The organism is Acinetobacter sp. ANC 5600 (assembly GCF_002018395.1).
Classification (GTDB): domain Bacteria; phylum Pseudomonadota; class Gammaproteobacteria; order Pseudomonadales; family Moraxellaceae; genus Acinetobacter; species Acinetobacter amyesii.
Map to the genome: position 1 here is coordinate 482,042 of NZ_MVKW01000001.1, position 18,354 is coordinate 500,395.

The following is an 18,354-nucleotide window of genomic DNA, read 5'->3' on the forward strand; positions in this document are numbered from 1 at the left end:
AAAAAAGAGGACTTAGTCCTCTTCATCCATGTTTTGCAATAAATGCAAGCGAATGGCATCTGCTCTTAAAAATGCCAAATCATAGCTGGCTGTGGCGAGTGCTAAAACTCGACGCTCAAATTCATCCCACAACGGTCGCACCTGTTTGTAATGTATCCCGAGTCCACTTTCATCTGTGAAATGACGGTTTTTTTCGCAGAGCTTGAGTGCGTGATACAGTTTACGGCCTTTGCTTGCATCTGGACGTAAGCGAACTCGCTTAGACAAGACAAAGGCTTCGACATGGATGATATCTGCTTGCGGCAACATCGGTATTAAAATTTGATCTAACTGCGCATCTAAACGACACCAAATGGCCGTGTGTTGCTCTGCTGTATAGGTATTCCATTTTATGACTTCATGGTTAAAGCGGCGGCAACCACGACAGACTGAATCACCAAATACCGTAGAACAACGCCCTGCACATGGGGTTAACGAGGCAATTCGACGATCAGTACTCAAAACCGGCTCCATTCAATCAATATTTATGGGATAAAAACAACTCGGCATGACTATACACGCTAAAACTACTGAAATGAAGCTATGATCAAATGTGTGGTTAAAAGCCATCGCTTTACTCGCTTATTCATCCAAATCACGGTAGAATGTGCGCCTTAATTTTTATCCTGTTTATTCATTTGGAGTACTCCATGAACGCTACTGTAGAACAGCTTGCACCTGTAGAACAGCAAGCGACCTCTGGTTGGGTTGTTGCCGCACTTTATCAATTCAAAGAAGTTCAAGATCCTGCCGATCTTCAACAACGTCTTTTAGACTTGGTAAAAACCATCAACCTTTGCGGTACTCTAATTGTGGCAGGTGAAGGTATTAACGGTACTGTTGCCGGTGACCGTAAATCTGTAGATATCATCCATCAATTCCTTCTCAATGAAGGCTTTAATGCGATGGAATACAAAGAATCGCATAGTACGGATAAACCATTCCGTAAAATGAAGATCAAACTGAAAAAAGAAATCGTGACTTTAGGTGTGGAAGTGAAACCACGTGATTTAGTCGGTCACTATCTTGATCCTAAAGAATGGAATGAACTAATTACACGTGATGACGTAATCCTAATTGATACACGTAACGACTATGAGTACAAAGCAGGTACATTTAAGGGTGCGATTGACCCGAAAACTGAGACTTTCCGTGAATTCCCTGAATACGTGAAAAAAGAGCTTGAGCAGCATAAAGATAAGAAAATTGCCATGTTCTGTACAGGCGGTATTCGCTGTGAAAAATCAACCTCACTTTTACTTCAAGAAGGCTTTAATGAGGTTTATCACCTTAAAGGCGGTATCTTAAAATATTTAGAAGAAACCCCTATTGAAGAAAGCATGTGGGAAGGTGAATGTTTCGTATTTGACGGTCGTACTGCTGTCACTCACGGTATGGAAGAAGGCGAAAATATCAAATGTCACGCATGCGGTTGGCCACTGGCTCCTGCTGAAGTTGAACTTCCGAGCTACGAACACGGCGTATCATGCAAATACTGTATCGACAAAACTACTGAACAGCAAAAAGCAGGCTTCCGTATGCGTCAATCACAAATTGTGGCAGCAAAACGTAAGCGTCTCTAAGGAAAATTTGTTGTAACGATATATAAATAAAAGCCCTATTTTTAGGGCTTTTTTTACGCATTCTCAACAGTGACTTAATTTTTTTGACAAAATAACTATATCTGGTTATTTACGAGAATCAGTTCGCGCATTTATGCTTATTCTGATCAATTGATCCGAGAAAATCATTATAGATAATTGAAAAGGAAAGCATTATGCCAAAATTAATCAACTCTCCAATTGCAACCTCAAGGCGCCTTGCTTTACCCGCTCCCCGTGTAAAAGAAAGTGTAGGAGAATTAAAACACCTCCTTAACCAACAGTCGCATATTTTGATAGTCAGTATTGCTACATGCATTGGTGCAATTTTTGCCTTATTTATTGCTTATACATTGCACTTACAACCCACTATGCTCAACATTCTTGGACTTTGTGTGATTCCATTTGCTTTATCTCTGAGCTTACGCCAAGTCTATATTCACACACTATTAAATATGGAACATGATGATTAATTTATGCACCTTGCAACGCTACTTATTGCAACTTTGTCCTACGCTGTTCAGTACATAAAACGATTTTTAAAGCTGCTAAAGCTCCGAAATCTAAATAAAATCCAAACTGAACAGCGTACACTCAATACTATAAAAACTATGATCCAAGCCTTTCAATTATTCAACCTTATATCATTCAGCATTGCTTAATGCCATCACGTATTCATACTTTTCCTTCTCATTGAGCCTACGTGCTACTTAAGACAAGATGAACTCAATATTTGTTGTTTTACTTAGGTGGTTTCAGGAATATTTAAAACGGAACTTTACCCACTGCGCTTTTCAACATAGGATAAATACACCTTTTCTCTGCCTTAGCTACCATGACTTTAACTGAATGGATCATTTCAATCATGGAACAATTGGGTTATCTCGGTATTGCCCTACTCATGTTCCTTGACAATGTCTTCCCCCCAATCCCCTCAGAAATCATCATGCCCTCGGCTGGCTATTCTGCCTCCCAAGGTCAACTACTCCTCATTGGTGTCATTATTTCAGGTTGTGTCGGTTCTTTACTGGCGGCTGCATTGCTATATTGGATTGGTTATAAATTTAAGCATGAATCCATCTTTCACTTCGTCGATCGCTATGGAAAGTATTTATTTATCAAATCGGCAGATGTAAAAAAATCTCTAGCATGGTTTGAGCAATACGGTCACCGCATTGTATTTTTCGGACGAATGATTCCAGCTGTGCGTTCTCTCATTAGTATTCCTGCTGGAATGAGCCGCATGCCGTTTTGGAAGTTTATGTTTTATAGTGGTTTAGGTACGATTATTTGGACCACTTTTTTAGCTTGTATGGGTTTTTATTTAGGTGAAAATCAGCAGTTAATGCAGCAAATATTTAGTAAAGTTGGCCATGTGATTATTCTGATCACAGTCATCATTATTAGTTGGATTTTGTACCGTCGACATCAACGTCGACCTCGTTAATTTTTTGTTTTGGGGCTTAAATGAAACACTATCTCCTACACTTTGCTGCTGTTTATAGCATCGCCTTGGTGCTTTTGATTACCGTATTAATTTTTGGATTAAATCTTGGTGGTATTACATTAATTCCTACATTGGTGGCATGTGCATTAATCAGCGTTGGGCATTTTGTAAAGAAAGAACAACGTGTGCCTAGCAACCATGAAAAGATCCAACTGGTTTGGGGCTCCAGTGCCGTTGCAATCATCATTGGTAGCTTTTTTGTGCTGTTCTTGGTGCTGATGAATCCCAATGCCGAAAGCATTATGAAGTCTGTGGATAATGCAGGCATTGGGCTAACTGCTGTAGTTATGCTCTGCATGGTCGCCATTCATGGCACGATATTTCATATTGCCTACGGTTGGTATGCAGACTACTGCGCTAAAAAATTATAAATTTTTTTAACTTATTCCGTTAGAATTTGAATCAATACCCTTCACTGAAACTTAAAATTCAGTGAAGAAACTTCGGGCAAGCTATACTCGCTCTTTATAAAACGAAAACATGAACATTAAATAATGAAAAAATACATCATCACATTTAGCATTGCTTATGCCCTCGCCATGGTCGCTGTCGCAGCCATAGAGTCTTTCTTTGATTTACCCGGTGGTTCATCCATTACCTGTCTCATCGTGGGCGGTTTCGCTGCGGCATCCAGCTTTGTTAAAGACCATCAGCGAGTGCCAAATAAGTTAGAAAAGCGAACTTTGATTTGGAGCTGTATTTTAGCGTCGGTTCTCATCAGTGTCGTTGCTACAGTCATTTGTCTCTTGATCTTCCCTGAAACCCAAGCCTTTATTCAAATGGCGCTAACGCAATTACCCGCTTGGGTCTGGCTGCTTGCTATCAGCTTTACTTTATTCATCCATTATCTCATGTTGGCTTTATCTTTTGGATGGATGGCAAAGAGCTTCTTAAAAGCCAAACGTAGTTAAGCCCTTAGACTAACTTTGAATTGAAAACGTATAGCGCTAAAAAAAGCACCCCAAGGTGCTTTTTTTAAATTTCGTCGAAATTAATTTGGTGTGTGATACATCAAATATAATTCGTTCAAATTGGTTGGGATTTCTTCTGCAAGTTCATCCATCAACTGACCATTACGACGGAAAGATTCCATTTGTGGATCTTCTTCATCAATGCCGCTGAACACCATGATTGGCAAAGTTAAATCTACCAATTGTTCTTCAAACTCGTCGGTGAACCATGCATCTTCGTTTAGGAACATGGCATCAACGAAGCCAACACTCCAGTCACCAAGACTTGATTCAACATCGGCTTCTTCAATTTCAAATGGAAATTCAATACCATCTTCATTGGCAAGATTCTGACGAATCGATTCGAGCCATGCTTTTACTTGTGCAATAATTTCAGCAGGTACTTTTTTCTGATTGTTATCAAAAAGTTCGTCTAGCCATTTATCAAAAGCTGGGCCTACTGCAATTGCACATAAAAAACCATGAGTCGCTGCAAAATCTAGACCATGCTCGTTGTCATCGCCGTCTAAATAGTCACTCAAAAGGTCTAAATCTAAAGCACTCATTTCAAATCCAGAGTTAGAAACTTAATGCGTAAGCATAGCATTTTCAAGCGCTATGCTAAATCGCTATTTAGTCTTCTTCGTCATCAAAATCATCGTCATCGTCGATGTCGTAATCAAAATCTTTAAGCTCACGTTCAAGACGGCGCTGAGCCAGAAGGTCATCAATAAGTCGGCGCTTTTCTAACGATTCTTTCGCGCTAGTTTTTGCACTGGCCTCATCGAAATTCACATCATCATCACCGTAGTTATCATCTAGTTCAAAATCTGTAGAAGACACCAAAACTACCTCATAATGAAAAAAATTGAAGGGGTCTAGCCGCTATTTATATGGGATATAAAATATTGTCAAGTTTTATTTGTTTTTTTAACAACTAAACTTTAAAAATAGGTCTTTTTTTCTTACCAAAACCTGTGGCATGATATAATCCACCCTGCGTCCTTCATTTTTATGACAGTCAAAGATGACTCGTAAAATAATCGATGCATGGGATGAACTTGAAAACAACAATTTCAGCCCCACCTAAATTACTGAATTTAAATTTTTAATATCTCATTGGACAGCTTGATGCTGTACCGTCCTAATGGGATAAGCCAGCTATTAACAAGATTTAATGAGACGATCGTGCTAAAATGCACGGTTTTTTACTGCCACAGATTCAACGAAGAGTAAGCAAAGATGAGCGATATGACTTCCCCTACTTCTCAAGTAGCGGCTCTGATTAGCCGAGGCAAAGAGCAAGGTTACCTAACTTTCGCCGAGGTTAACGATCATCTCCCGGACTCAATCACTGAAAGTGAACAGATTGAAGACATCATTCAGATGTTGAATGACGTGGGTATTCCGGTACATGATCGTGCACCAGAAACTGACGATACAATGTTTGAAGGTGGCAGCGAAGCGACTGACGAAGTTGCTGAAGAAGAAGCCGCTGCTGTACTTGCATCTGTTGAAAATGAACCCGGTCGTACCACTGACCCTGTGCGTATGTATATGCGCGAAATGGGTACAGTTGAGCTTTTGACACGTGAAGGCGAAATTAGCATTGCAAAACGCATCGAAGAAGGTATTCGTGACGTTTTACATTCTATTGCTTATTGGCCAAATGCAGTCGAAGTTGTACTGCAAGAATACAAAGATTATGAAGCGGGTGAACGCCGTCTAGCGGATATTCTTTCTGGTTATTTAGATCCAGAATCTGACGAAGCCATCCCAGAAGTGATCGATGAAGATGATTCTGAGATCGATGAAGATGAAGCGTCAACCAACAAGCCAACTAAAGATGTCAAACTTGATGATGACGATGAAGAAGAAGAGTCTGAAGGTGATGATGATTCTGAAGGCGAATCTGGTCCAGATCCTGAAATTGCTAAAGCACGTTTCACCGAGCTTGAACAAGCATGGTTAGTCACTAAAGCCGCAATTGAAAAACATGGTCGTAACAGTAAAGAAGCTGCTGCTGCACTTGAAGCACTTGCAACTGTGTTCATGATGTTCAAATTCACACCACGTTTATTCGACATCATCTCTGATTTGATTCGTAATACCCATGACCAAATCCGTACTTCTGAACGTGAAGTTATGCGCTATGCAGTACGTCGTGGTCGTATGGACCGTACTCAATTCCGTACGTCATTCCCAGGCCAAGAATCTAACTTTGCTTGGTTAGATGAACAAATTGCTAAAGCACCTGCAGAAATGAAAGGCTATCTTGAAAAAGTCCGCCCTGACGTTCTGGCATTCCAACAAAAAATCGCTGACATCGAGAAAGAACTTGGTTTAGATGTTAAAGGCATCAAAGACATTTCTAAACGTATGTCGATTGGTGAAGCGAAAGCTCGCCGTGCGAAAAAGGAAATGGTTGAAGCGAACTTACGTTTGGTAATTTCGATTGCGAAAAAATACACCAACCGTGGTTTGCAATTCCTCGACTTGATCCAAGAAGGTAACATTGGCTTGATGAAAGCGGTGGATAAATTCGAATATCGTCGTGGTTATAAGTTCTCGACTTATGCAACATGGTGGATTCGTCAGGCGATTACGCGTTCGATTGCCGACCAAGCACGTACCATTCGTATTCCAGTACACATGATCGAAACCATTAACAAGATCAACCGTGTATCTCGCCAACTTCTTCAAGAAATGGGTCGTGAACCTACACCAGAAGAATTAGGTGAACGTCTAGAAATGGACGAAGTGAAAGTTCGTAAAGTGCTTAAAATCGCGAAAGAACCAATTTCAATGGAAACACCAATTGGTGATGATGAAGATTCGCATCTTGGTGACTTCATTGAAGACGGTAATATCACCTCTCCTATTGACGCTGCAACGTCAGAAGGCTTAAAAGAAGCAACACGTGAAGTTCTTGAAAACTTGACTGAACGTGAAGCGAAAGTCTTGAAAATGCGTTTCGGTATCGACATGCCAACGGACCACACTTTAGAAGAAGTTGGTAAACAGTTTGACGTAACACGTGAACGTATTCGTCAGATTGAAGCGAAAGCTTTACGTAAATTACGTCATCCTTCTCGTTCTGAACACTTACGTTCTTTCCTTGAGAATGACTAATCTATCTATAGGATAATGCAGGCTTGAATATGGGGGGTTCTCCCCCATAATATGAGCATGTAGCAAATGATTCCAAATACCTGCTCATTGCAGGTATTTTTTCTAATGAGGTGTCCCATGACTGATATGACTAATCGCGCTCCTTCACGTGAATTGCAAGAGCATCTTTGGGTGTTCCCGATGGATTATCCAATTAAACTGATTGGTCTTGCAGGCGCGGAACTCCGTCAGGCAGTAAATGATATTTTCGTTAAACATTTTCCTGAATTTGACGGCAGTGAAATGACTGTAACGCCTTCACGTACAGGTAAATACCATTCAGTAACAGCAAATCTTCGTTTTGAAGAACTTGAACAAGTTCACGCAGTTTATGCAGACCTTGCAGCTTGTCCATTAATTAAGACAGCACTGTAAGTACTGAAAAACACGCTTTCGAGCGTGTTTTTTTATGTGAAAATAGAGCATTAAATTATAACTTAAACCGTTCAACGCCCCCATTATTCTGCCAATTCATTATAATAAAACTCTATGTTTGACCATAAAGGACGCAACACGCGTGACTGAAACTGTTCAAAAACCCGAATTAATCATTCGTCAATATAACCACCTTACCCCTTATGCAGACCGCTTTTTAGAGATGAAAACTCTCACTGAACAGCGAGATGAATACTCACCCGATGAGCTGTGGATATTACAACATCCCGATGTATTAACTCAGGGGCAAGCTGGCAAACCTGAACATATTTTGGTGCAAAGTAACATCCCTGTGGTACAAACAGACCGTGGTGGACAAGTCACTTGGCATGGACCGGGTCAGTTGGTCGCTTATTTCATGTTTGACTTAAATCGCTTAGGTTGGAACGTGCGTACGCTGGTTTCCTATGCAGAAAACTTGATGATCGAACTGCTGAAAAAGTACGGCATCGACGCTTATGCCAAGCCTGATGCACCGGGTGTTTATGTTGCAGAACGCAAAATTGGTTCTCTCGGTTTTAAAATTCGTAAAGGCCGCAGTTATCACGGTTTGGCACTGAATATCGATTGTGATCTATTTGGTTTTCATACCATTAATCCATGTGGCTATGCTGGATTAGAAATGGTTCGTATACAAGATTTAGTACAGGATTACCCTAAATTTGAAAACTTATGCGTCGATATCATTGATACTTTGAAAAACAGTGGTTACTTTAAAGACGTAACAATCAAACAACTATAAAAGACTTTGCTTTCTCAAATAAAATAATTTAGAGTAAAAGCTCTAAATTAATAATTATAGATAAGGGATGTACACGTGATTGCAACTAAATCCGTTAAACCCGCGCTCCAGCAGGCCTATGTCAAACTCATGATGGATGTGATTGGCAGAGGTCTGGTCATGGCGAGCCAGGTCGATGAAGAAATTAAACAAGAAGTTGCTAAATTTCCAGTTAATTTTATTTTATCTATGAATGTTTTTCTTAATAGTGCTGCATTTGTCGCGCAAGTCACGGAAGACCATCAACTCAAACTCCTCACACCCGGCACTCAAAAGCCTGACTTAACCATTACGTTTAAGCATTTGAATCATGCCTTTTTGGTCTTCTCATTTCAAGAAAGTACCGCACAAGCCTTTGCCAATGACCGCATGATCGCCGATGGTGATTTGTCTTATGCCATCCGACTGGTGCGTTGTCTCAACAAAATGGAAGCGTTAATTTTACCTAAATTGGTGGCTGAATTGGCTGTCAAAGAATATCCAACACATTTAAGCCTAAAAGAAAAACTGAGCGGTGCTGCAAATATTTATTTAAAAGTAGCCCAGTCTTATTTAAAACGGAGCGCATAACACATGGCTAAACCATATTACGAATTTTTCTGTCCTGTAAAAGTGATTGCTGGCCATGCTGCTTTAGAACACATTCCATTCGAACTGTCTACTTTGGGTGCTAAACGCCCCATGATCATTACTGACAAAGGCGTTCGCAGTAATCAATTACTTGCACCGATTGAAGCGGCATTTGAAAGTACTGAGACGGTGATTGGCTATATTTTTGATGATGTTCCGCCAGACTCAAGTCTAGAAACCGTACGTAAAGCGGCTCAACTTTACCGCGACAACCAATGTGATGCCATTATTGCCGTCGGTGGCGGTTCAGTGATTGATACCTCTAAAGCAACCAACATCTTGGTATCTGAAGGTGGTGATGACTTACTGAAATACTCAGGTGCGCACAACTTACCAAAACCGTTAAAACCATTTTTTGTGATTCCAACAACCTCGGGAACAGGTTCAGAAGTGACTATGGTCGCTGTAGTTTCTGACCCTGAAAAGAATGTCAAAATGGCCTTTGCATCGAATTATTTGATGCCACATGCAGCAATTCTTGACCCACGTATGACGCAAACTTTGCCACCTCATCTTACGGCTATGACAGCGATGGATGCGATGACGCATGCCATTGAAGCCTATACGTGCATGGCGGCGAACCCGATTTCAGATGCCTATGCAACTGCCGCAATCAAGAAAATTAGCAATAGCTTATTTGGTGTATTAGATAATACCAGCGATGCACATGGGCGCTTAGAACTTGCACAAGCTTCTACAATGGCAGGAATTGCATTTTCGAATTCGATGGTTGGATTAGTCCACTCATTGGGTCATGCTTTAGGTGCTGTTGCTCACCTGCCCCATGGATTATGCATGAATTTATTCTTGCCGTATGTGTTGGAATACAACAAAGAAGTGAATGGCGATAAGATTGCTGAATTGCTATTACCACTGGCTGGTCCTGATATTTATGCACAAACACCGGCCAACCTCCGCGCTGAAAAAGCCATTTCAACGCTTTTAACCATGCGTGACCGCTTGTTTAGTTTGACCAAATTACCACGTACTTTGAGTGAAACAGGTAAAGTGACTGAAGCTCAATTAGATGAAGTGGCAGAGAAAGCACTGAATGATGGATCTATTATTTATAATCCTAAAGAAGCCAGCTTAGAAGACCTCAAAACTATTCTAAAAAAAGCTTGGTAATTGCTGAAAAATAAGCGAATATAGCGAAAAATTAAGCCTGATGTTTTTTTAAACATCGGGCTTTTCACTTGCAGAACGCAATATCAGTTATTTTTTAATCAAACTGGCATAATTTCTGCTAAAAATAATTTCAAAGTTACTGACAAAATGTACCAATTTGGAGTAGATTGGCGCACTTTTGTTTTAAAACGTAGGGGGGATCGTTCGTCTCAAACGATCCTTAGAACATGACTGATCCTTGATCAACGATAAGAGGATAACGCCGTTGACAAATATCTCTGGGACTCAATCGGCAGCTAAACTGCAAAAAACGCTTGGACTCTGGCACATTATTATTATTGGTTTGGCTTACATCCAACCAATGACTCTATTTGATACTTTTGGTTTAGTATCTGAAGAAAGTCATAGACACGTGCCGACTTCTTACATTATTGCCCTTATTGCAATTCTGTTTACCTCGATTAGTTATGGTCATATGATCCGTCGCTACCCTTCTTCGGGTTCTGCGTATACCTATGCCCAAAAATCTATTCACCCGAACGTTGGTTTCATGGTGGGTTGGTCTTCTTGGTTAGACTACCTATTATCTCCAATGGTGAATATTATTCTTGCAGTAATTTACCTTGAAGCACTATTTCCAACAGTAAACCACTGGGTATGGGTCATTGTGCTAACGGCATTCATGACTGGAATTAACTTACGCGGTGCGCGTTTTGTTGCTAACTTTAACAGCTTGATTGTACTTGTGCAGTTATTAGTAATTGGTATTTTCACGTGGATGGTCTACAGCAAGCTTCAAATGGGCTTCAATGCTGATGGCCCTATTTCTGCTGCAGAACGCTATCAATTATGGAGCCTTGAGCCATTCTGGAATGAGCTGACGTCTGTGGGTGCGCTGATTACAGGTGCAACATTACTGTGCTTCTCGTTCACTGGTTTTGACTCATTAAGTTCATTGGCAGAAGAAACCAAAGATACTGAGAAAACACTGCCGAAAGCGATTTTCTTAACTGCTTTAATCGCAGGGATTATCTTCATTATTAGTACCTACTTCATGCAGCTGTTCTTCCCTGCTGAGCCAGGTAACTATTTCAAGAATATTGCTGAAACGCAGCCAGAGATACTCATGCTCGTCGGCGGCTCACTGTTCCAATCCTATGTTTTAACTTTTGCGATTGTGACAGTAATGGCATCAGGTATTTCTGCACATGCCGGTGTATCACGTCTGATGTACGTAATGGGTCGTGATGGCGTAATTAACAAGAAGATCTTTGGTCATATTAGTCCGAAAAACTTCACACCATCGTACAACATCATGATCGTAGGTGCGGTTGCATTAACTGCGGGCTTTATGAATCTTGATATTGTCATTTCGATGATTAGTTTTGGTGCATTGACAGCCTTTACTTTCGTGAACTTATCTGTGATTTCACGTTATGCACTTCGTGATGGCCGCACAAAAACAGCCAAAGATATTTTTAGCTTTGTCGTTATTCCAATGCTTGGCTTTATCAGTATCTTTGCGATGTGGTTAGAAATTGAAGAAACTGCATTGAAATATGGTTTGTGGTGGGCAATGTTCGGTATTTTATACCTTGGTTATAAAACTAAAGGTTTTAAACACCCTGCACCGCAACATAACGAATTTGATGATAAATTCTAATCAAGTTTATCTCTAAACAAAAAAGGCGCTTAAAGCGCCTTTTTTGTTATTCTAAATATACCAATTAAGGTTGTATGGCTTTTCTAGATTGCTGAAATTGAATTGAAATTTCTTCACACTTGTCTGGTGTATTGCCTTTTAATTCAACCGATGCTCCATCACCGTGTGACCATATACCATCTTCAACAGTCTCTAAATTTACAGCTGCTTCAAATATATGCTGTTGTTGTGGATAGAGTTTGATATCTATAGGTGTATCACATACTTGTTTTGGAAAATATGGTCTAACCTGCTCGAATAATTGCATGGTTAATGGCATATCACATTGCAAATGAATGGTGACTGGTACGCTATTGGTATTTTTTAAGATCAATTGAACATTTTGCGAATTAAGATCCGCTTGGGCAGCAGGTATTTCTACATACGTTTTTGTGTCAATCGACTGACGATCAAATGGATTGAGGAAGGCTAATTTACGTTCCACGCCATAACAAGAATCCTGCACGGAAGCTGAAAACTCTAAATATCGTGTCCCCAAGATAATTGTTCCGCGGCCATCCCCTGCATGACCGATATCAATGATTGGATCACCTGTACCTTCAATTGTAACCCCACCACTTCGAAAAAACTCTATGTCACAACCCGCTAAAACGCTGATCAAGCCACAAAGGGTTAAAGTCTTAAAGTTTAATTTTCGTATCATGTTGATAAACTCCAAAGCGAAATACACGATTTGCTTCAGGATTCCCGTCATCCATTGCGCAACGCTCCGCGGCAAGTTTTAAAAGTTGTAGTGAGTATTTCTGCCAAAGCTCTAAGCTCATTTCATGTAATTTATTAATCGATTCTTCTGTTAATTCGTCAGCACAAATGGCTTGTTCTAAGTATGGCATTTCATCAGGATTCAATAAATTATGCAAACCTGCTTCTAAATGCGCTTGAACGTTTCGCGTTAAAATTTTGCGTGCTTCTAATTGTGAAGGATCTGGAATAAAACGACGCTGTTGTAAATACACCTGCCCATCTTTTTCAGTGGCAATTTCCAAACGAACAAGTTCATTGAGTACCGAACGCGGATGACGTTCTGTTGAAATTCTTTTCACCAGCATTTCAAAGCTATTTTCTGACTCACTGCTAAATGGTAAAGAATCCCCCCAACCTTCTGCTAACCATAAACCAATCACACGTGATGGCACACTAATCGGCTCTGAAACAGTCGCTTCGGTCAAATCCTTACCTTCAGAAATCACTTCTTTATAAGCTGTCACGTCTTTACGGTGTAGGCCTGAAAGTAAACTGATCGCAGAAATCGTGGGTTTTTGATCGATACGCTCTAACTCACGTAAAGCTTGTTGAAAAAATATAGGCTTCAATGCAGCAGTAAACTCAGTATATCCAACACCTGATCGTATCAACCATTGGCTCAACTCATTCATCAGCACCAATACTTGCTGTAAATTTTGATCTGCCTCATTGGTGAGAAGTTTGCTCATTAAATTGCCATGAAAATTAGACTGCATAAGTGAAATTTTCGCATTATTCTTTCTACTACACAATTTTTATCTGATGAGATCTTGAGGGTATTCAGTAAAAAAATCATTCTTTACATTAAAGTGCGTAAACGACACGCTGATCGATATATCCAAACTTTCAACGCTATGCCACCACCCAATCGGTATAAATAATGTTTCTCCCGGATTCAATGTACACTCAATAGGTCTGACCTTTTTCAACGATGGATATTGAGAAAAATTAGCCTTTTTTAAATCTGTAACTTCACTAAATACCCACTGATCGTTATACATATACGGCATTTGCCATGCAGGAATCAAAGTCACTTTCTTACGTCCATAGATTTGTGCCAACATGTTATTGGTCAAGTCATAATGCAGTGGCGTAAATGTGCCTGCAGGACCAAACCATAAAAAATGTCGATCTTTGATCTCTTTTTGACAATAACCATTGGCGAAGTCACCTAGATCTTCACTTATCTTTTGCATGAACTGCTTATTTTGAGCGGCGTTATTCGCAGTTAAATAAATGTCATTGCTGTGCTTAGTGGCTTTAATTTGTGCGACAAAATCTTGCATCAAAATAATACGTTTCAATTGTACCGATTTTTTTTCAAAATCTTGATGCTGCTCACGATGCATCTGGACTTCAACCAACTCATTTTCAAAATGCTCTGCAAAATAATCAGGACTCCATTTATGCAGTGCAGGCCAATGTTGTATCCCACCTTTTAAAATGACCGGTCGCATCTGGCTATAATACCGCTCTATAAATGTTTCAAAATCAGGTGTTTCTATGCAATCGATTGTGGATGGAATATGGTCGTTCAATTGATTCAATTGACCCATCACCTGTAATAGCCAACGCTGTTTATTCTGCTGTTGCTGTACTTGCTTCAGTTTTTTAAAAATTACGTTATTGTTTACACGCTTTAAAAACTGAATGATCAAATGATTTGAAATATTTTTTTGCTTAATTTTTTCTAAAATTTCATCTGTCTCTAAGCCCTCAAGACTGTAGTCCAAAAGTTCATTTTGCAGCTGTTCTGAAAGTTGGTCTGCATCAGAAAATAAGTATTGATCCTCCCTTGGGCTTAATCCATGTGATTGTAAAATTAGACTTATTTTCTGTACATCGCAACCATTTTCAATATTTTCATTCAACCAATTTTGCCATTCCGTCGGTAAGGACTGATACCAATTTTTACTTTGCTTTAGATGTTCACTCTGGCTTTCTACATTCATTTTCACCACTCCACCCTCTTTACAAGTGAAGTATAAATGATCTATTTTAAAAATGCTAAATTTTCGCATTTTATAATTATTTAAACACCGCGAATGTTATGAATCCGTCAGATATCACGCGGAATGACATAACAAAGTAAAGGAGAAAGTTCATGAAAATTCGTCATTTAGTCATTGTTAGCAGTCTGTCTTTAGCTTCAATACCGGTATATGCAGGTTTTGCCGATACCATGCGTGATTTAAGAAATACGCTGAATCAATTTAATGAAACATCTAAAGAAGTATCGAATACCGCAAAAGAATGGACAGGTAGTCGGGCCACGACTAACTCAAATTATGCTGCAAATGGTTTCAGCATGGGACAGCAACTCAGACCTAAAATTAATAATCTACCGCTTTATCAAACTGCCGATAAATCGAGCCAAGTCATTAATAAACTGTCAAAAAATGCAGACATTATTTTTGCGGGAAACATGACTAAAACAGGTTTGATCGAAGTCACTACAGAACATGGCAATGGCTGGATTGAGTCACACCTTGTGCAATAAATCTAGATTTTAAAAGTTTATACAACTGCATCAGCCGTACATAACAACTTCACTCTATTGAGCACTAGTCATGAATAATAATCACAAAATCAGCATTATCGCTGCTGTATTTACGACATTGGTGGGCTGTGGTGGATCAAGCTCCAATGATGATGGCGCGACACCTACACCTACACCTACACCTACACCTACACCTACACCTACACCAACGCCAACGCCAACACCAACACCAACACCAACACCAACACCAACACCAACACCAACACCAACACCAACACCAACACCAACACCAACACCAACACCAACACCAACAACTGTAGCGGATAAATTCACAGGAGAATGGATTCAAGGGAATTCTGCCCTCGGTAACAATAATTGCGATTTACCACAAATTTCAATTCATAAAACCAGTGAAAACTCAGTCAGTGCAGTGAACGAAGAACTAAAATATGCGGTACACAATAGTTCAAGCAAAACCTGCAGCGGTGAATTTGTTTCCAAACGCTATCAATTACTTCATGACATGGTTATAAGTGAAATACAGCCGGCTGCAACACTAAATAACTTTGAATATCATGCCATTAAGTTTCAACCAGTCAGAGGTGGCGCGACGAGCAACCGTGTCTTAACTTTTTTAAATAATCATTCTTTCTGCGTGATTAACGCGACGATTTCAAATCCAAGCTATATCATCATGCAACGCGGACTAATTACTGACCCACTCAAGGACAGCCGCTGCTATACAAAAAATTCCAATGAATTCTTCACCAATTTAAAACCGAAAACCAAAATCACAGCTGCGGACTTTAAGTCTGAGAATTTTATTAATACCACCGACACAGTAAACTTCTTAACTCAGCTCAATACAATGGGACAAAGCGGTTATAAGTTAATTGGCTATGATACTAAAACCCTGGACAATGGTAATGTTAATAGCTACATGAAACTTGCCAATGAAAATACGCGTTTCAATCATATTGTGGCAGACCGTACAGCACCCTCTATCGCTGACATATATTTTACATGGCGTAATCAGTTAAATGAAAAAGGTAAATCAGGCTATCAATACCTGCATAGCGTCAGACCAACCAATGCCCTGAATTTCAAAGATTATTTTATTAAGAAGGAAAATGATACCGCGACATATACTTACGACAGCGGCTATGTTTCCCCGCTCGTAGACCCAGTGCAACTGGAAACTATGCTCAATACACTGGGTGCCCAAGGCTGCCGTATTATTCAATTCAAAAGCTATTACACAGGTTTTCGTCCTGAAATTCTGAACGGCAAACAAAATAGTCCTAAAGTTGCAACCTGTATAAATAGCAGCGCACACCATGGCACTTACAGCTATCGCTATAAAACTTACCCAACCGGCAGCAATAGTGTAGAGCGCAGCATAAAATTACAGGAGATGATCGATGAGCAAGCTAAAGACGGTTACCGCTTAGTCAGCCGTGCTTTAGATATGAGTTCAACCACCAAAAACGGCATGCTGTTTATGAAAGACAGTGAAAACACTAATGTCGGTGAGTTTAAAGTCTTTAGTGAAACTGTCTTTGCAACGTCGACATTTAACGACGTCTTACTGAAACGTCTTCAGCAGCAAGGTCAATTGGGTTGGTTATACACCAGTGGTCAACTTCTATTTGCAAATAATCCAAAACATCTACAAACAGAACTGAGTGACTTTAATTTAATTGATTAATTCACGAGGTATCTCGAGCTTTTCCATGTCCTTGTTGTTTCGACATCAAGGACATGGATCATTCACATAAATCAAAGCAGTGATAAAAATCACTTATTTTAAGCGGCAATTAAAACCCATCTTGGTATCAACGATATTATTTTCATAACCTAAGCTTTGAATAAATTGATTGCGGTCTGATATTTGTTTTTGATCCGCTTGACTCAATCTTGCTTTATTTTTTTGTGCTAACGCATAGGTTTCATTCACTAAACCCTGATAGATCCCGCAAACTTCCTGACGCTTGGACTTTTTCAATTGACGACCACCATACCATGAACGTTCAAAATCGTCGGCTTTTAGTGTTTTTCCCCATTCCTCAATACGCTGATTTTGTCTTTGCTGCATTTCCAGCATGCCCTGCTGGATTTCAGCCTTAGTAAAAGGCTTGATCACCTCAACCTTCGGTACAACTGGAACATTTTCTGTAGTTGCAGTGACGGTCACTGGTGTCTGTTCTGTTGTGTTCGATACGGTTGGATTAGCCCAACTCATTGATGAAATGAATCCGGTCGCAATCACGACACCAAAAGCTTTTAAATTTATAGATTTCAAGTTTTAAGTACCCGTTTTATTTCTTCACAGTGTTCTTATACACATTTTTATATTGATGCTAAAGTTTTTAAGCCCTTATTTTACAAAACTTCATTGCTGTAAATGGTTCACTGTGTTCACTCCTAATAAAAAACCGCTCGATAGAGCGGCTTTTTGAACAGATCACACTTAGACCAATTCTTTAAAGTCTTGCTGACGCCAAGCTTCATATAAAATCACAGCAGTAGCATTGGACAAGTTTAAACTGCGTGAATTAGGTGCCATCGGCAGGCGAATCCAATGTTCTTTCGGGAACATCATACGGACATCTTCCGGCAAACCACGTGTTTCTGGCCCCATCAACAGCGCCACAGGACGGTTTAAATCAGAGGTATGCGGTGTTTCAAAACCTTTGGTGGTTAATGGATAAATGGCATCCATCTCAATACCTTGCGCTTTTAAGCCCGCAAGGCATTCTTCAAAGTTTTCCCACACTTTCATGTGTGCCCATTCATGATAATCCAAACCGGCGCGGCGAAGTTTTTTATCATCCAGCTCAAAACCTAATGGCTTGACCAAATGCAACTGCGCTCCAGTATTGGCACATAAACGAATGATATTCCCTGTATTTGCAGGAATTTCTGGCTCGTATAAAACAACATGGATCACAGTTTTTTTCTCTACTCTTTAGTTAAATAATGGCTAAAGCTCAGGCTATAGTTTCTATAGCTGTAGCATAAGTTTAGATGGTACTACAAGCGCTTGCTTATCTACGTTGCTTAGCTTTCGCTTTACACGAGGACAATCCACTTACTCATATCCTTTGTACTTAGCTTTCGCCTTGCAATTGGACAATACAATAAC

The 18,354-nt window shown here is 39.9% G+C and carries 21 protein-coding genes; 13 read left to right on the forward strand and 8 right to left on the reverse strand.

Going from position 1 to position 18,354, the window contains the following annotated elements; all coding sequences use genetic code 11:
* Positions 1-12: 12 nt before the first annotated feature.
* Positions 13-501, reverse strand: a complete 489-nt coding sequence (locus tag B1201_RS02425; RefSeq protein ID WP_078192401.1) for a DUF1289 domain-containing protein — start codon at positions 499-501, stop codon at positions 13-15.
* A 188-nt stretch (positions 502-689) separates the two neighbouring features.
* Here B1201_RS02425 and B1201_RS02430 point away from each other — a divergent pair, with 188 nt between their 5' ends.
* The 5 genes from B1201_RS02430 to B1201_RS02455 all read left to right on the forward strand — a co-directional run bounded on the left by B1201_RS02430 (position 690) and on the right by B1201_RS02455 (position 4,058).
* The gene (locus B1201_RS02430; protein ID WP_078192185.1) at positions 690-1,622 is read left to right on the forward strand and encodes a rhodanese-related sulfurtransferase; all 933 of its coding nucleotides are present in this window, start codon (positions 690-692) and stop codon (positions 1,620-1,622) included.
* Between the two features lie 194 nt (positions 1,623-1,816).
* Positions 1,817-2,113: a hypothetical protein gene (locus B1201_RS02435; protein WP_078192186.1), complete on the forward strand. Its 297-nt coding sequence runs from the start codon at positions 1,817-1,819 to the stop codon at positions 2,111-2,113.
* A 362-nt stretch (positions 2,114-2,475) separates the two neighbouring features.
* Positions 2,476-3,087 (forward strand): DedA family protein, encoded by a 612-nt coding sequence (locus B1201_RS02445; RefSeq protein WP_078192188.1) that lies wholly within the window; start codon positions 2,476-2,478, stop codon positions 3,085-3,087.
* A gap of 20 nt (positions 3,088-3,107) precedes the next feature.
* Positions 3,108-3,518 carry an ABZJ_00895 family protein gene (locus tag B1201_RS02450; RefSeq protein ID WP_078192189.1) on the forward strand — a complete coding sequence of 137 codons (411 nt, stop codon included), beginning with the start codon at positions 3,108-3,110 and terminating at the stop codon, positions 3,516-3,518.
* 123 nt (positions 3,519-3,641) lie between these two features.
* Positions 3,642-4,058, forward strand: a complete 417-nt coding sequence (locus tag B1201_RS02455) for an ABZJ_00895 family protein (RefSeq protein ID WP_078192190.1) — start codon at positions 3,642-3,644, stop codon at positions 4,056-4,058.
* 80 nt (positions 4,059-4,138) lie between these two features.
* Here B1201_RS02455 and B1201_RS02460 read toward each other — a convergent pair whose 3' ends face one another.
* Both B1201_RS02460 and B1201_RS02465 read right to left on the reverse strand, forming a co-directional pair.
* A complete protein-coding gene (locus B1201_RS02460; protein WP_078191372.1) occupies positions 4,139-4,663 on the reverse strand; it encodes a YecA family protein in 525 nt (174 codons plus the stop codon).
* 67 nt (positions 4,664-4,730) lie between these two features.
* Positions 4,731-4,940, reverse strand: coding sequence for a PA3496 family putative envelope integrity protein (locus B1201_RS02465; RefSeq protein ID WP_078191373.1), 210 nt, complete (start codon positions 4,938-4,940; stop codon positions 4,731-4,733).
* A gap of 399 nt (positions 4,941-5,339) precedes the next feature.
* Between B1201_RS02465 and rpoD the strand changes: the two genes are divergently transcribed.
* From rpoD to B1201_RS02500, 6 genes are all read left to right on the forward strand, one after another.
* Complete coding sequence (gene rpoD, locus B1201_RS02470) at positions 5,340-7,229, forward strand: RNA polymerase sigma factor RpoD (RefSeq protein ID WP_078192191.1); 1,890 nt, start codon at positions 5,340-5,342, stop codon at positions 7,227-7,229.
* A gap of 126 nt (positions 7,230-7,355) precedes the next feature.
* Positions 7,356-7,643: a YbeD family protein gene (locus tag B1201_RS02475; RefSeq protein WP_078192402.1), complete on the forward strand. Its 288-nt coding sequence runs from the start codon at positions 7,356-7,358 to the stop codon at positions 7,641-7,643.
* Positions 7,644-7,785: 142 nt separating this feature from the next.
* Positions 7,786-8,445 (forward strand): lipoyl(octanoyl) transferase LipB, encoded by a 660-nt coding sequence (gene lipB / locus B1201_RS02480; protein ID WP_078192192.1) that lies wholly within the window; start codon positions 7,786-7,788, stop codon positions 8,443-8,445.
* A gap of 75 nt (positions 8,446-8,520) precedes the next feature.
* Entirely contained in the window at positions 8,521-9,054 is a 534-nt protein-coding gene (locus tag B1201_RS02485) for a hypothetical protein (protein ID WP_078192193.1), read from the forward strand.
* Positions 9,055-9,057: 3 nt separating this feature from the next.
* A complete protein-coding gene (locus B1201_RS02490; RefSeq protein ID WP_078192194.1) occupies positions 9,058-10,242 on the forward strand; it encodes an iron-containing alcohol dehydrogenase in 1,185 nt (394 codons plus the stop codon).
* Between the two features lie 265 nt (positions 10,243-10,507).
* Entirely contained in the window at positions 10,508-11,905 is a 1,398-nt protein-coding gene (locus B1201_RS02500) for an APC family permease (protein WP_078192195.1), read from the forward strand.
* 64 nt (positions 11,906-11,969) lie between these two features.
* Here B1201_RS02500 and B1201_RS02505 read toward each other — a convergent pair whose 3' ends face one another.
* The 3 genes from B1201_RS02505 to B1201_RS02515 all read right to left on the reverse strand — a co-directional run bounded on the left by B1201_RS02505 (position 11,970) and on the right by B1201_RS02515 (position 14,661).
* Complete coding sequence (locus tag B1201_RS02505; protein WP_078192196.1) at positions 11,970-12,608, reverse strand: hypothetical protein; 639 nt, start codon at positions 12,606-12,608, stop codon at positions 11,970-11,972.
* A complete protein-coding gene (locus tag B1201_RS02510) occupies positions 12,586-13,398 on the reverse strand; it encodes a DUF6502 family protein (RefSeq protein ID WP_078192403.1) in 813 nt (270 codons plus the stop codon). The genes B1201_RS02505 and B1201_RS02510 overlap by 23 nt, the downstream gene beginning before the upstream one ends.
* A 66-nt stretch (positions 13,399-13,464) precedes the next feature.
* Positions 13,465-14,661 (reverse strand): cupin-like domain-containing protein, encoded by a 1,197-nt coding sequence (locus B1201_RS02515; RefSeq protein ID WP_171263718.1) that lies wholly within the window; start codon positions 14,659-14,661, stop codon positions 13,465-13,467.
* A 152-nt stretch (positions 14,662-14,813) separates the two neighbouring features.
* On the opposite strand from B1201_RS02515, the gene B1201_RS02520 reads away from it, so the two are divergent.
* The gene (locus B1201_RS02520; protein ID WP_078192198.1) at positions 14,814-15,209 is read left to right on the forward strand and encodes a hypothetical protein; all 396 of its coding nucleotides are present in this window, start codon (positions 14,814-14,816) and stop codon (positions 15,207-15,209) included.
* A gap of 70 nt (positions 15,210-15,279) precedes the next feature.
* Positions 15,280-16,917: a PT dipeptide repeat lipoprotein gene (locus tag B1201_RS16905; RefSeq protein ID WP_171263708.1), complete on the forward strand. Its 1,638-nt coding sequence runs from the start codon at positions 15,280-15,282 to the stop codon at positions 16,915-16,917.
* 93 nt (positions 16,918-17,010) lie between these two features.
* Here the strand turns inward: B1201_RS16905 and B1201_RS02535 are convergent, their stop codons facing one another.
* Both B1201_RS02535 and B1201_RS02540 read right to left on the reverse strand, forming a co-directional pair.
* Positions 17,011-17,511 (reverse strand): hypothetical protein, encoded by a 501-nt coding sequence (locus tag B1201_RS02535; protein WP_078192201.1) that lies wholly within the window; start codon positions 17,509-17,511, stop codon positions 17,011-17,013.
* 168 nt (positions 17,512-17,679) lie between these two features.
* On the reverse strand, positions 17,680-18,159 hold the full coding sequence (locus tag B1201_RS02540; protein WP_078192202.1) for a tRNA (cytidine(34)-2'-O)-methyltransferase: 480 nt from the start codon (positions 18,157-18,159) through the stop codon (positions 17,680-17,682).
* Positions 18,160-18,354 lie beyond the last annotated feature (195 nt).